13 protein-coding genes are annotated in these 13,738 nt (G+C 70.7%); 6 read left to right on the top strand and 7 right to left on the bottom strand.

The genetic code is table 11. The features are described 5' to 3' along the window. Together LHJ74_RS29085 and LHJ74_RS29080 are read right to left on the bottom strand one after the other, a co-directional pair. Positions 1 to 2,122: AfsR/SARP family transcriptional regulator (locus LHJ74_RS29085; protein ID WP_260221193.1), on the bottom strand; the 2,122-nt coding region annotated here is incomplete at its 3' end. Next, positions 2,119 to 2,931, bottom strand: a complete 813-nt coding sequence (locus LHJ74_RS29080; RefSeq protein ID WP_260221192.1) for an AfsR/SARP family transcriptional regulator — start codon at positions 2,929 to 2,931, stop codon at positions 2,119 to 2,121. The genes LHJ74_RS29085 and LHJ74_RS29080, both read right to left, overlap by 4 nt. Before the next feature lie 419 nt (positions 2,932 to 3,350). Here LHJ74_RS29080 and LHJ74_RS29075 point away from each other — a divergent pair, with 419 nt between their 5' ends. The 3 genes from LHJ74_RS29075 to LHJ74_RS29065 all read left to right on the top strand — a co-directional run bounded on the left by LHJ74_RS29075 (position 3,351) and on the right by LHJ74_RS29065 (position 5,251). Further along, positions 3,351 to 3,548 carry a hypothetical protein gene (locus LHJ74_RS29075; protein WP_260221191.1) on the top strand — a complete coding sequence of 66 codons (198 nt, stop codon included), beginning with the start codon at positions 3,351 to 3,353 and terminating at the stop codon, positions 3,546 to 3,548. Between the two features lie 73 nt (positions 3,549 to 3,621). Further along, complete coding sequence (locus tag LHJ74_RS29070; RefSeq protein ID WP_260221190.1) at positions 3,622 to 4,353, top strand: DUF7873 family protein; 732 nt, start codon at positions 3,622 to 3,624, stop codon at positions 4,351 to 4,353. 385 nt (positions 4,354 to 4,738) lie between these two features. Then, complete coding sequence (locus LHJ74_RS29065) at positions 4,739 to 5,251, top strand: peroxiredoxin family protein (RefSeq protein ID WP_260221211.1); 513 nt, start codon at positions 4,739 to 4,741, stop codon at positions 5,249 to 5,251. Here LHJ74_RS29065 and LHJ74_RS29060 read toward each other — a convergent pair. After that, entirely contained in the window at positions 5,217 to 6,542 is a 1,326-nt protein-coding gene (locus LHJ74_RS29060) for a globin domain-containing protein (protein WP_260221189.1), read from the bottom strand. The two genes, LHJ74_RS29065 and LHJ74_RS29060, sit on opposite strands and share 35 nt — an antisense overlap. Positions 6,543 to 6,739: 197 nt before the next feature. On the opposite strand from LHJ74_RS29060, the gene LHJ74_RS29055 reads away from it, so the two are divergent. Then, positions 6,740 to 7,378 carry a nucleoside/nucleotide kinase family protein gene (locus tag LHJ74_RS29055; RefSeq protein ID WP_260221188.1) on the top strand — a complete coding sequence of 213 codons (639 nt, stop codon included), beginning with the start codon at positions 6,740 to 6,742 and terminating at the stop codon, positions 7,376 to 7,378. Between the two features lie 351 nt (positions 7,379 to 7,729). Here the strand turns inward: LHJ74_RS29055 and LHJ74_RS29050 are convergent, their stop codons facing one another. Both LHJ74_RS29050 and LHJ74_RS29045 read right to left on the bottom strand, forming a co-directional pair. Then, positions 7,730 to 8,008 carry a hypothetical protein gene (locus tag LHJ74_RS29050; RefSeq protein ID WP_260221187.1) on the bottom strand — a complete coding sequence of 93 codons (279 nt, stop codon included), beginning with the start codon at positions 8,006 to 8,008 and terminating at the stop codon, positions 7,730 to 7,732. 530 nt (positions 8,009 to 8,538) lie between these two features. Then, positions 8,539 to 9,333 carry a class I SAM-dependent methyltransferase gene (locus LHJ74_RS29045; protein ID WP_260221210.1) on the bottom strand — a complete coding sequence of 265 codons (795 nt, stop codon included), beginning with the start codon at positions 9,331 to 9,333 and terminating at the stop codon, positions 8,539 to 8,541. A 378-nt stretch (positions 9,334 to 9,711) separates the two neighbouring features. On the opposite strand from LHJ74_RS29045, the gene LHJ74_RS29040 reads away from it, so the two are divergent. Beyond that, positions 9,712 to 10,479 carry a PIG-L deacetylase family protein gene (locus LHJ74_RS29040; protein ID WP_260221186.1) on the top strand — a complete coding sequence of 256 codons (768 nt, stop codon included), beginning with the start codon at positions 9,712 to 9,714 and terminating at the stop codon, positions 10,477 to 10,479. Between the two features lie 28 nt (positions 10,480 to 10,507). On the opposite strand, the gene LHJ74_RS29035 is transcribed toward LHJ74_RS29040, so the two are convergent. After that, complete coding sequence (locus tag LHJ74_RS29035) at positions 10,508 to 11,842, bottom strand: MFS transporter (RefSeq protein WP_375546861.1); 1,335 nt, start codon at positions 11,840 to 11,842, stop codon at positions 10,508 to 10,510. Between the two features lie 538 nt (positions 11,843 to 12,380). Here LHJ74_RS29035 and LHJ74_RS29030 point away from each other — a divergent pair. Next, the gene (locus tag LHJ74_RS29030; protein WP_260221185.1) at positions 12,381 to 13,097 is read left to right on the top strand and encodes a M23 family metallopeptidase; all 717 of its coding nucleotides are present in this window, start codon (positions 12,381 to 12,383) and stop codon (positions 13,095 to 13,097) included. Positions 13,098 to 13,163: 66 nt separating this feature from the next. Here LHJ74_RS29030 and LHJ74_RS29025 read toward each other — a convergent pair whose 3' ends face one another. Beyond that, positions 13,164 to 13,715: a methylated-DNA--[protein]-cysteine S-methyltransferase gene (locus tag LHJ74_RS29025; RefSeq protein ID WP_260221184.1), complete on the bottom strand. Its 552-nt coding sequence runs from the start codon at positions 13,713 to 13,715 to the stop codon at positions 13,164 to 13,166. Between the last annotated feature and the right edge of the window lie 23 nt (positions 13,716 to 13,738).

The following is a 13,738-nucleotide window of genomic DNA, read 5'->3' as shown; positions in this document are numbered from 1 at the left end:
CGAGGTCGACGAGGTGCGCGCCGGCGAGGTCGACCATGCGGGCGCGGCTGGTGACCAGTGCGGCGCAGCCCGGTGTGCCGGGGAGGAGGGGTCTGACCTGTGCGGCGTCGCGGGCGTTGTCGAGCAGGACCAGTACGCGACGGTCCCACAGCAGTGAGCGGTAGAGAGCCGCCCGGTCCTCGGGGACGTCGGGCACATTCTCGGGTGAGGTGCCGAGCGCCTGCAGAAAGCGGCCGAGAACAGTCCCCGGCTCGGCGGCGGCCGGGCCGGCGCCCTGGAGGTCGACGTAGAGCTGGCCGTCCGGGAAGTGGGCGCGGGCGGCGTGTGCGACATGGACGGCGAGGGTGGTCTTGCCGACACCACCGAAACCTGAGACCGCCGCCACAGTGCCCTCTCCAGCCGTGAGCTGGTCGCTCAGCGAGGTGACGAGTCCGCTGCGGGGGGTGAAGTCGTGCGTCGATGCCGGGAGTTGATGGGGGCGATCGCCCTCGCCGACCCGAAGCGGCGGCGGATGGAGTTCGTCGTCGGCTTCGAGGATGCGCTGCTGGAGCCGGGAGAGCCCGGAGCCCGGGTCGACGCCCAGCTCGTCGGCGAGCAGGCGGCGGGTGTCGGCGTAGACGGCGAGGGCCTCGGCTTGGCGGCCGCTGCGGTAGAGGGCGAGCATCAGGAGTTCGCGCAGCCGCTCGCGCAGCGGGTGGGCGGCGGTCAGCGCGGTCAGCTCCGAGACCGCCTCGGCGTGCGCGCCGGCCTCCAGGTCCAGGTCGAGCCGGTGCTCCAGCAGCTGGAGGCGCCATTCCTCCAGGCGCACCCGCTGCGTCTCGGCGTACGGGCCGGGCACGTTGGCCAGCGGCTCGCCCTCCCACTGCCGCAGCGCCTGGTCGTACAGCTCCCGCGCACCCGCAGGGTCACCGGCACGTTCGCGTTTCTCGGCTTCCGCGACGAGGGCATGGGCCACGTCGAGATCCAGTACGGCACCCGCACCCGTGACGTCGAGTGCGTAACCGCCTTGGCCGCTGGTCAGCGCTGGGCTTCCGGGCAGGTGCTGCCGAACGTCCCTGCGGAGGCGGGAGACAAAGGTGTGCAGGGCGGACCTGGCGGAATCCGGTGGATTCTCGCCCCACATCGCGTCGATCAACTCGTGGAAGGTGGCCGTGCGACCATTGCGCAGCAGCAGGGCTGCCAGCAGCGCCCGTTGCAGTGGCGAGCCCGGACTGACCGGATGGCTGCCGCGTCGGATGCCGACCGGTCCGAGCACGGTGAAGTGAATGTGTGGCGTGTGCGCTTCACGTGTTTCGGAGGGCGCCTCGGGAGGTGCCGCATCAGCGGGCGGTGTCGCTTGAGGGGCGGACGCCGCCGCCGGTGCGGGGCTCGGCGCGGCCGGGGGGCCCGCCGGCAGAGGGCCCGCACTCGTGCCCGGGGTGTCCGAGGGAGTGCCGGGTGCCGACGACAGCGCCCGCAGAATCTCCCGTGCCTCGACTGACTGCCCGCCTTCCTGCAACGCGGTGGCCAGCTGGAACCGCAACCGGCTGTGCTGCGGATGCTCGTACACCAGACCGCGCAGCTCGGCGACCACGAGCCCGTACTGGCCCTGCCTCAGCTGTGCTTCGGCCCGCAGAGTGAACGCTTCGAGTCGCTGCTCTTCCAGCCGCACGACGTACGGGGTGGTCAGCACCCCTTTCGGGGAGCCCGCCAGTGGCGGGCCGCGCCACAGGTCCAGCGCCGCTTCGGTCAACTCGCAGACCTCGGCGGGCTTGTTCTCCGACTCCGCGACCCGTGCTCGGCCGAGGAGCGAGAGGAACTGATGGCTGTCGAGGTCCCGCTCGTCGAGCCGGAGTCCGTAGCCGGCCGGGCCGCTCACGAACAACTCACGGCCCCGCCCGGCCCCCGCCACCGCATCCACATGCTTGCGGAGGCGGTGGATGTGGTTCTGCAGAAGGGCAGGGGCGCTGAGCGGACTGCCCTCGCCCCACACCTCCTCGATCAGCGCATCCGCCTGTACCGTACGGCCGCCGCCCATCAACAGCCCGGCCAGCAGTGTCCGTGCCCGTGACGCCGTCGGGGTGATGTCGAACCCGTCGAGCGTCAGGAGGAGCGGGCCCAGCAGCCGTGCCTTCACCTTCATGACGCCGCCTCCGACGGGCTGTGCGGCATTTCGCCGCTCATGAGCCGGTCGCGCTGCCGCCGCAAGGCGTGCGGCAGCAAGCCGTGCTCCCGCTGCCAGCGTTGGAGCGCGTCCGTGACCAACCGCAGCGCCTGCCCGTCCGCGCCGGTCCGCAGCAGAGCGGTCGACAGCAGGATCACCACACGCTCGTCATAGGGGCGCTCCACGTACAGCTGGGACAGCTCGTCCCGCGCGGCGGCCAGGAGGCCGTTGGCCAGCAGGCATTCCGCGCGCTGCCGGGACGCGTCCGCCCGCATGTCGCACAGGTTGAGCCGGGCGTTCCGTATGAACTCGGTGGGGCGCAGCTCGGGCATCGGGTCTCCCCGCCACAGCGCCAGTGCCGAGTCGAAGCGGTCCAGCGCGAGGACGGTGTCGCCCCGCGCGCGGGCGAGCGCGCCCTCACTCAGGAGTCTGCGGAACCGCGTGACGTCCAGACGCCCGTCAGCGACCTCCAGCGCATAACTCACCTGGAGTGAGGGGCGGCCGGGGTGCGTCAACAGTTGCGGTCCCGCATCGCTGCCCGCGCCCGGCGGGATGAGCGACAGCAGCAGAGTGCGGAGATGGTGAACGTGCAGATGGATGGCGCCCGTGGCGGAAGTGGGCGGGGTGCCGCTCCAGATCCGCTCGCGCAGTGTCGCGACGGTGACGGCCCTGCCCGAGGCGAGCAGAAGTACGGACAGCAGCGCCCGCCGCTGAGGGGGGCCCGGATCCGCCCTTCTGCCTCTCGCACTCAGCTCCACGGGGCCGAGTAGTCCGAAGCCGATCGACAACTGCTACCCCCTGGTGCTCCGCACGGCGGTGTCCGGCGCGTGTGACGCCCACGCCACGAGCTCTCAGCTTAACAAGGGGGCGTCTAGCAGTCGTTAAGTGAAAAGAGAGAGATCGGAGAGAATGCGCGTTGAGCGTTCGTGCAGCACGACAGGCCACCCTTGCTGGCCAGTGCTTTGTGGCTTGCCTAGTCCGGTACTGACATGCGGGGCCCCCGGGGGTGGTAGCCCGGGGTGACCCCGCCATTCCTGTGCGCTCTGACAACCCTGGTGCGCAGCACGGTGGTTGAGCTACCGTCACATCCCCGCCGCACTTCGGCGGCGTTCCGCCGCTCTCCCTACCTAGAGCGTGGTGCGGGCTGCTGCCGGGTGCGTGCGAGAGAAGAAAGCCGGACTAGGCATAGTCACAAGGAGCAGGTCTCATGCAGGATGCTCTCTCGCAGTGGTTGATCGCCGGGGTCGTAGTGACCCTGGCGTTTTTTCTGCTCGTCGCTTATCTCGTCAGGGTGCTGCGCGCCAATCCGCGGCTGCCCACGGTCATCGTCGCCCTCGGTGTGTTCGTCGGCGCGCTGCCCGCGATCCTCTACGCGCTCTATCACGCGTCGCAGGCCGTCGGCTGAGGCCGGACCGCAGCGGAGAGAGGAGGAACAAAGCCTTCGCGGCCAGGGGATACAAGCGGCTAGTGTGCCCGGTGTGGCGAAACTCAATCAGATCATCGCAGTTGAGAAGGGCGTCAAGTCCAAGTCCCAGCAGGACTTGGCGTCCGTGCAGCACGGGCTGACCAAGCCCGCCCTGCTGGCCGGTATCTCACGGACCTATCAGCCGAAGGACGAAGAGGGCGAGCAGCTGCCGCCCGAGTCCACCCGGGTACAGGTGAAGGCCGAGGACGTACTGCGGGACACCGCGCGCACCCTCACCCGGCTGTTCGATGTGACGGCCACCAAGGACTGGGCGAACTGCGACGCGCGTGCCGATGTGACCGTGGAGGGACGCACGCTGCTGAGCGACGTGCCCGTCTCGTACCTGCTCTTCCTGGAGAAGCAGCTCGGCGAGCTCGGTGCCTTCCTGCGCAGGCTCCCGGTGCTGGACGCCTCCGAGTCGTGGACCGTCGACCCGTCCACGGACAGCTGGAGGACCGAGCAGGTGCGGACGCTGCGCACCAAGAAGGTGCCGCGCAACCACGTCAAGGCGGAGGCCACGGAGAAGCACCCGGCCCAGGTCGAGGTGTACTACGAGGACATTCCGGTCGGTTACTGGACGACCGTGAAGTTCTCCGGTGCGCTGCCCGCCCGCCGGGTGAACGAACTGCTGGAGCGGATCGAGAAGCTTCAGCAGGCGGTGAAGTTCGCCCGGGAGGACGCCAACGGCATGGAGATCGACGACCAGCGCGTAGGCGAGGTCGTCTTCGGCTATCTCTTCGGCTAACCTCAGAAACTCCCCGGCTGTGCGCCGTGTGCGGGCGGCCGGGGTGCGCCAGGAGCGCAAAGCTGACGCTGAAGCTTGTCGTCAGGGTGCGGCCCGTGCGGATCAGCACGGAGCCGCAGTCAATCTCAGACTCTCGCTCCAGATTCAGTATGCGCCGCCCATCGCCTCGGCAACCGGTCCGGACCAGGCGTCGAGATTGCCGGTTCGACTCCGGCCCGCGCAGCTCGATGCGCGGTGGCTCAAAGGCAGAGCACGACGTCATCACACTGATCCGTTCCCTGAACCGCGGAGGCGTGTGCACCAGGGTGGCAACCATGGGCCCGGGGGTTGGCTACGCCCCCGGGTCCTCCTCATGCCGTGCGTGACCAACCCGAAGGACGACACCGTGGCGAAGACCCCCGAAACCGGCCTGCCCGCACCGGGCTTCACGCTCTCCGGCATCCGCCTCACCGGCAGCGGCGCCGGGGAGGGGCAGAGCACCGTCGAGCGAGCCGACTTCACCCTCGCCGCCGACCCGCCACCCGGCCGCCCCCTCCTGCTCGCCTTCTACCCCGGCGACGACACCAGCGTGTGCACGAGGCAACTGTGCGCCTACTCCTCCGAGCTGGAGGTCTTCCGCTCCCGGGAGACCGAGGTCTGGGCGATCAGCCCGCAGGATCTGGAAAGCCATGAGGCGTTCGCCCGCAAGCACGATCTGCGGATGCCGCTGCTCGCCGACCCGGACCGTACGGTGGCGAAGGCGTACGGGATCACGGCCCCCGGCATCGGACTGCGCCGTGCGGTGTTCCTCATCGGCCCGGACGGGACGCTGCGCTGGAAGCATGTGGCGCTGCTCGGGGCGAGCTTCCAGTCCGTCGACGCGCTCAAGGAACGGCTCGACGCGCTCCAGGCAGGCTGAGCCGGGCCCCGCCGCCCGGGGCGGCGGGGCTATCCGAGCCCTCGTACGCCGCGGCCCCCGCGGCCCCCGCGGGCCGTTCGTACGCGCAGTCCGCACGCGCGTCCGGATCGATCCACGGTGCGGGCCGCGGGGCGAGGAAGTGCTCGGCGTGATCCGTGCGCGGGCCGGAGTGGCTGCTCGTCGGGGGCAGCCGGTCGTGGCTGATCCGGTCCGGGGTGACTCCCTGCCGCGACAGCAGCTCGGAGATCTCCGAGACGAAGAAGCGCGGGCCGCTGAGGTAGACGTGCTGCGCCTCCCAGTCCCCGCGGGCGAGCAGAGCCGCGTGCAGCCGGCGTGCCGCACGTACTCGCGGCTCTCCCGGACGCGGATACCACCAGGAGACCTCCAGCCAGGGGTACTTCTCGTCCAGTCCGGCCACGGTGTCCGGGTCGTAGAAGTGCTCACGGGCGCGCGCCACCAGTTCCAGCCGTACGGGGTGCGGCGGCCGTCGCGTGGCCAGCTCCTCCAGTACCGCCTTCACCGAGGACCAGCCGCTGCCCGCGGCCAGCAGCGTGACCGGGCCCGCCCCGCGCGGGGCCGTCGCGGTGCCCGAGGCGGGGCCGAGGCGTAACCTTTCGCCTGCTGTCAGCCGGTCGCACAGCGCGTTGCTGAGCCGACCCCCTTTCACCCGGGCGACATGGAACTCCAGGATTCCGTCACCACGGGGCGCGCGGGCCAGCGAGTAGGGCCGCCAGACCCGGGGGAGCCCGGGCAGCTGGAGCGTCGCGTACTGCCCGGCGCGGTAGGGGTAGGGCTGGTCCGGGAGGGCGCTGATGATGGCCGTACGCCCCTGGTACAGCCGCTGGTGCAGCACCGTTGCGTCCCACCAGCGGGGCTCCTGGCGCAGCCGGGCCTCGCGGGCGCCGCGGATCATGGAGGTGGCCACGCTCGTGTAGACGGCGTTCCAGGACGCTTCGGTCTCCCGCGTCCAGGCCCGCCCGCTGCCGAACCGCATGGCCGCGACCAGACTGCGGCCGACGGCCTCGTAGTGCTCCGCGGTGACCTCGAACTTCCGGTGGTCGCGGCCGAGCTGGGCCAGGTGGTCCGGGAGTGTGGGGTTGTCGAGATGGGCGACCAGGTGCCCGAGGGCGCTGAAGAGGCGCTCGAACTGGTCGTTCATCTCGGCCGGAAACAGGGTCCGCAGCTCCGGATTGGCCGCGAACAGATGAGCGTAGAAATACTTGACGACGTGGTCGGCACGCCGCCGTACCAGCTCGAAATTCGCCGTCACCACAGTGATGTCGTTGTGCACACGTTCCCCCGTGTTCCACCGAGCGCGCAGCGCGCGGCCCGTGCTCCCCCTGTTGCCCGCCCACGCGCATGTCCGAAAACGGACGTTCCGCGGACGGGGGAGAGGCACCGTACCCCGACCGGGGTGCATCGCGCAGCAGGTTGCGCAACCCCTGTGTGTGCGAATGCGCGCGGGCGCACACCCTGCATGATGGGGGAGTGCGACTGGAAGCGATCACGTGGGAGCGGCTCACCGGACAACTGGCCCGGCACCTCATGGACCTGCGGCCCCACGACAGCGGACGGCTGCGGGTGGCCGTCGACGGCGCCCCCGCTACCCGCCCGGAGCGAGCGGCGGAGGACATCGCCGAGGCACTGCGCGCGGCCGGCCGTCCCGCACTTCCCGTCGCCACGGCGGGCTTTCTGCGGCCCGCCTCCCTGCGCTTCGAGTACGGCAAGCGGGACCCGGACGCCTACTACGACAGCTGGTACGACACCGGAGCGCTGTGGCGCGAGGTGTTCCGGCCGCTGGAGCCCGGCGGCAGCGGGCGGGTGCTGCCCGACCTGTGGGACGCGGAGACCGACCGTGCCACCCGCAGCGGCCCCGTCGGGCTGCCGGACGGCGGGGTGCTGCTGCTGCACGGGCCGCTGCTGCTCGGACACGGATTCCCGTTCGACCTGAGCGTCCACCTGAGCCTCACCGCTGGGGCGTTGGCCCGGCGCGTGGAGGAGGGGGCACGCTGGACCCTGCCCGCCTTCGCACGTTACGAGGAGGAGGTGCGGCCGACAGAGACCGCCGGCATCGTCATCCGCACCGACGACCCCCGCCACCCCGCCTGGAGCGGGCCGCCGGGCTGAGCGCGGCGCGGGTCAGGAAAGCAGGGGGACGGAGAGCGACGCGGTCCTCATCGACCGCGCCGACGGCGACACCCGAGGCCGCGCGGCCCTGCGCCTGATCACCTGCGGCGGCACGTACGACCGTACGGAAGGGCACTACCTGGAGAACCTGATCGTGTAAGCCGAACTCGCCGCCCCCGGCACTACCGGCACTACCGGCACTACCGGCACTACCGGCGCCCGATCGCCGTGAGGCCGGGGCGCGGGACGCAGGGGAGATGCGGAGAGAGTCAGGCAGGCAGGAGGGGAACGGGCCCCGACGGTGGCGCCCCGAGCCTGTTCCGTCGGCGCCCGTTCGCTGCCGTCTGGGGATCAGCCAGCAGTGTTGTTGCAGCCCATCGTCGAGCCCTGCTGCATGGCCGTCTGACCCGGGTTGCCCTCGCCGTTGAGGAGGTTGCCGGCCAGGCCGTTCAGAACACCGATGTTGCTCAGGACGCTGACGTTGAGGTCGTGCGACTTGCACTCGGTGGACTGGCTGATGGCGACCTTGCCGCCCCCGTGGCCGCCACCCGCGACGGCGGTGCCGGCGCCGACGATGCCGACACTGCCGACCATGGCCGCAACAACAGCAAGCTTCTGAAGCTTACGCATTATTCTCCCTGCCTTCGTAATCCACGGAGACCCCTTGTGTGCCTCCGACAGAGAGGACACTGATGCGGAATAGCGACAATTCCGGGAAGGCTCGCCGAGGTCCGGGACGCGTCGCGAAGCTTCACCCATCCGGCGGGTCGGCTCATGGCCGCCCATCGTGCGCCATGAGCACAGGAAAGGGCCCCAGCCCAACGGTGAATTCGAGCGGTCGTTGCCACGCGTGGTCCGTTGATCAGGCCGCGAGCAGCGATGCCAGCAGGCTCAAGCAGGCCGCACGAACGGCTGTGTGCAGACGTGGCGGAGGCGGGGAGTTGGTCCGGTTTACCCTCGGCCTTCGGTCTCACAACCTCTCGCAGAACGGCTTTCACGCCAAGCCTCCTTGCGCAGGGCCCGCGCGCAGTTGGCCGCGTTGTAGGCGTCGGCCCAGTCCAGCACCTCGCTCCCCTCGATACCTCCAGCCGCGTCTGACGCGGCACTGGCATGCGGCCACGGCGATGGCGGAGGACGGCCCGGATCACGGGAGCGCGGGATCAGGTGCCGGATGCGACCGTCTGGGTGTCGGCAGCCCGGACGCGGATCTTGGACTGCTGGTGCGGCAGTTCCTCCCAGTCGTCCATGACATGGGCCTCCAGTCCGTGCGCCGCGGCCAGGGCGAGCAGCGTGCCCGGGCGGTAGTAGAAGTCCTCACGCAGGACTTGGTGTTCGGGACCGCCCGTACGGTTGTAGGTGAAGTCGAAGTAGCCTCCGGGAGCCAGCACCCGGCCGACATGGCCGAAGCACTCCTCGATGACCTCGAGCGGGGAGTGCGAGAAGACGCTGTGCGCGTGCACGACCTGGAAGTGACCGGCCGGCAGGTGGGCGAGCCGCAGGTCGTTCACCAGCGTCAGATACGGCAGCCGGGCCTGCAGCCCCTGCTCGGTCAGGGTGCGCTGGGCCGCCAGCAGGATGTCCGGGGAGATGTCGAGGCCGTGGTAGTTGCCGGGTTCGAGAAAGCGGATGAGATGGTGCCCGGCGCGCAGGTTGCCGCAGCCGATGTCGAGTACGTGATCCGCGGGCGACAGTCCGTGCGAGATCAGATAGTCGAACTGCATCTTCCCCAGGGCGTTCCAGCGTTCCTGGGTGGGCGTGCCCACGGCACCGCGCGGATTGCGGGCGGTGTCCGACTTCATGACGGCGCGGTAGTAGGCGATGTGGTCGCCGCCCGTCTGCTGCCGCAGCCGCCAGTCTCGGGCCGTACGCCGCAGGAACGGGACGATCCGTCGCGGGTTGCGGGCGGCGTAGCGCAGCCGATGGGTGAGGGACGAACGGTTGTGCGAGCGCGTCACGGGCTGGGACTGGGGCTGGTCCTGCGACTGCGTCGTGGAGTGCGTCGTGAAGGTCTTCGCGGCGAACACGGTGGGGTCTCCTCGGGTGCCGGGAACATGTCCGATGCGTCCATGGTGGTCTCGGCAGGCGGGCGGGGCGATAGCTTGCACGCAGGGCCGAGCGGAGGAGCGGCTCGGTCCTCGGTGCGGGCCGATGGGATGCGCCGGGCGGGAAACCCCTGTCGGACGCCGCCGGGTACGGAAAGGCGGCGGAGCCCTTACGGGTGGGGCGAGGTGCCACCGTCCGGGTGACGCCACACCCGCCACGCTCCTGGCACCGCCCGCACCACCCGTATCACCCGTATCAACGCAGTGAAGGACAGTGGCAGGAGGAGGACCATGAGCCAGCAGGACGCCGTGTCCGCCGAGCGGACCAGGCAGCTCGAACCCATGCCGGAGGACTGGCAGCGGGCTCTCGCGGTCGTCGCACACCCGGACGATCTGGAGTACGGTGCCGCCGCTGCCGTCGCCGAGTGGCGCGCGGCCGGGCGCGAGGTCGCCTATCTGCTGGTGACCCGGGGCGAGGCGGGCATCGCGGGGATGGCGCCCGAGGAGGCGGCGCGGGTGCGGGAGGCGGAGCAGCGCGCCAGCGCGGCCGCCGTCGGCGTGCAGGAGTTGACGTTCCTGGACTACCAGGACGGCGTCATCGAGGAGAGTCTGGCCCTGCGCCGCGACATCGCGGCCGCGATCCGCAGGTGGCGGCCCGAACTGCTTGTCACCCTGAACCACCATGACACCTTCGATGGAGTCTGGTGGAACACTCCGGACCATCGGGTCGTCGGGCGCGCCACGCTGGACGCGGCGGGAGACGCGGGCAACCAGTGGATCTTCTCAGAGCAGTTGGCGGCGGAGGGAGCGAAGCCCTGGGGCGGGGTGCGCTGGGTGGCGGTGGTGGGATCGCCGGAGCCGACGCACGCGGTGCGGATCGGTGCGGAGTCCGTGGAGCGTGCCGTCGCCTCACTTGCCGAGCATCGTGCCTACATCACGGCGCTCAGCGACGAGGAGCCGGAGGCGTACGCGCGAGGGCTCCTCACTCAGGGATGGGATCAGGTCGCCGACCGGTTCGGCGGCCACCGGGGCGTGCCTTTTCGGGTCTACCCGCGCTGACGTCACCCCTTGACGTCACCTCTTGACGTCACCCGCGCTGATCGTGGGCCGCCCGGCGCAGGGTGCCGAGCAGGGTCAGTCCGGCGACGGGCAGGAGCAGCACCGCGGCCAGCGCGGTGAGCCACCCGTAGCCCGCCTGCGCGACGACCAGCCCGGACAGCGCGCCGCCCACCCCCGCCGCCGAGTTCATCGTCAGGTCGGAAAGCCCCTGGACGGCGGCGCGGGCGGGCGCCGGCACCGAGTCGGTGAGCAGCGCGGAACCGGCTACCAGGCCCGCGGACCAGCCCAGGCCGAGCACGAGCAGCGCGGCGGCGGACTGTGCGTGGTCCGCCCCGGCCGAGCCCGCGAGCGCGGCGGCGCAGGCCAGCAGCGCTACGGACAGCAGGATCACGCTGAGTCGCCCGACCCGGTCGGCGAGCCAGCCCATCACCGGTGAGAGGGCGTACATCCCGGCGATGTGGCCGCTTATCACCAGGCCGATCAGGTCGATGCCCGCACCGTGGTGGCTCAGCGCGACCGGGGTCATGACCATGATCGAGACCATCACCGTGTGCGTACCGGCGATGGTGACGAGGGCGAGCCTGGCGTGCGAGGAAGCCCGCACCGCGGCCACGCCGGCGCGCAGAGAGCGGGCGTCCTCCGCAGGCCGCTCACCAGCTGCCGCCGACTCGGCGGCGGCGAGAGCGCGGGCGGTCAGCAGCGGGTCCGGACGCAGCAGCAGATGCACCAGGGCCCCCGCGATGAGGAAGATGACCGAACCCCACAGATAGGGGCCCGCGGTGGCCGGGATGCCGATGCCGAGCGCGGAGACGCTGCGGCCGGCCGGGGCCGCGATGTTGGGCCCGAGTACGGCGCCGATGGTGGTGGCCCAGACGACGGTGGAGATCGCCCGGGCGCGCCGTTCCGGCTCGGCGAGGTCGGCGGCGGCGAAGCGCGCCTGGAGATTGGCGGAGGAACCGGCGCCGAAGGCCGCCATCCCGGCCAGCAGCAGCGGGAAGTTGTCGAGGACGGCGCCGAGGACGACGATCGCCCCGCCGACGGCCGCGATGAGATAGGCCAGGGTGAGTCCGGGGCGGCGCCCTCTCGCGGCCATCAGGGTGGCGAGAGGGAGGGAGAGCATGGCGGTGCCGACGACCGAGGCGGTGGACGCGAGGCCGGCGAGCCCCTCGGAACCGCTGACCTCCTCGGCCAGCACGGCGGCCAGCGCGATGCCGATCGCCACCCCCAGACCGCCGAGGATCTGGCTGACGATCAGCACGGCGTGCGTACGGCGGCGCAGCGCGGCCAGCCCGGCGGGGTCGTGAGCCGTCGCCCCGGGGGCCGTGGGGAGAGCCACGTCAGGAGCGTCGGCTGATTTGGGAATGTCGGTCACGACGCGCAGTCTGCCAGCCCGGCCACGTCTGAGCGGGGCCCGTGACGAGACGCGGGGCGATTGCCGAAAGAAGTGGGCCACGTCACAAGAAAGAAGTGCGCCACATCACAGAAAAGGCGTGCGCCAGGTCACACAAAAGGCCGCTGATAACCAGGACACAGCCGTCCGCTGGTGAGGTGAGGCACAGCGAATTTCGGGCTACGAAGCGGAATAGCAAGGCCGCGGGACCAAAGTCCCGGACTTCTTCCCCGGCCTGCCGAGGCGCTTCGGTCTTTCCTGCCCCAAGGGCTCCCTCCCGGCGAACGCGCAGTTCGGGGCGGGCGGTGCCGGGGCGGTACGCGGGAGATCACCGGGCGGGAAGCGGTATACGGGGCGGTCTTCGTGCCGGAAAAGAGAGGCGATTCCCTGTCTTCCAGTACGTGGCTGCTTAGTATCCGGCGATTTTGGTCGAGAACGGATGAACGGGTTACCAATGTGGAGACCGGGCGCAAAGCCAGGTAATTCCACAAATTCCGGAGGTAGTACCCGCATGCCGAAGAACATCGCTCTCGCCGTGGCCACGAAGCGCTCCCGTACCCGGGCGGCCGTGATCGCCACCGGACTCAGCGCCTCGCTGGCAATGGGTGCCGGTGCGGGTGTGGCCGCAGCGGCCCAGCCCGACGCCCAGCCCGACGCACGGTCCGGCGCCCAGCAGGACGCGTTCGCCGGTGGTACGGCCACCGAGCTTGCCGGCGCGACGAAGAAGCAGTCCGACGCGCAGTACGAGGCCATCGCGGCTCACAAGGTCGCGGTGAAGAAGGCCGCGGTCGAGAAGGCTGCCGCCGCCAAGAAGAAGGCGGCCTCCTGGCAATCTCCGATCGACAAGCCCTACACACTGACCGCGGACTTCGGTAACAGTGGCGACCGCTGGTCGCACAAGCACTCCGGCCAGGACTTCGGTGTCCCGACCGGCACCCCGGTCAAGGCCGCGCACAAGGGCACCGTAGTCACCACCGGTGACGGCGGATCGTACGGCAACCGCATCGTGATCAAGCACGAGAACGGCAAGTACAGCCAGTACGCCCACCTGTCGAAGATCAACGTAGGGGTCGGCCAGCACGTGAACACCGGCAGCAAGATCGCGCTGTCCGGCAACACCGGCAACACCTCGGGCCCGCACCTGCACTTCGAGATCCGCACCACGCCCGTCTACGGCTCGGGCATCGACCCCGTGCCCTTCCTGCACAAGCAGGGCGTGAATCTCTGATCCCGCACACGGCGGGACTGCTCCCGGACGCGCGGGCCCGGACCGGGCCCGCAGCCCTAGAGCCCCCTAGAAGAGTGGCTCCGGGAGCAGGCCTTCCAGGGTGAGAAGGGCGCGCTTGGTCTCCAGGCCGCCCCCGAACCCGCCTATCCCGCCGCCGCTCTCCACCACCCGGTGGCAGGGCACCACGACCGGCAGCGGATTCGCGCCCATGGCGACGCCCACGGCGCGCGCCGCACCCGGCTCGCCGACCCGGTCGGCGAGATCCTGATAGCCGACCGTCGCTCCGAACCGCACCCCCGTGGCCAGCTCGCGCAGCACCCGCTCATGAAAGCCGCCGGTCAGCGACCAGTCCAGGGGGACGGTGAAAGCCTTCAGCGCCCCCTCGAAGTAGCTGTCCAGCTGGCGCGCCGCCTCCTCCACCCAGGCGGACGCCTCCGGGGACTCCCCGGCGCCACCGGCCCCGAACCTCGTCCGCAGTTGGGCCACCGCGCGTGTGCGTGTCTCCGCGTCGGCGTGGAAGACGACCCGCAGGAGGCCCGCCTCGGTCGCCGCCAGCAGCAGCGGCCCGATCGGGGAGTCGCGGGAGATCCAGGCCCAGGAGTGTGTGGTATTCGACACACGCGCAGCCTACGGGCCGCCAC

The sequence above is a fragment of the Streptomyces gossypii genome (genome assembly GCF_025165795.1).
Taxonomy (GTDB): Bacteria; Actinomycetota; Actinomycetes; order Streptomycetales; family Streptomycetaceae; genus Streptomyces; species Streptomyces gossypii.
Note: the sequence above shows the minus strand (reverse complement) of the source record. Positions and strands in the feature narration are given on the sequence as shown.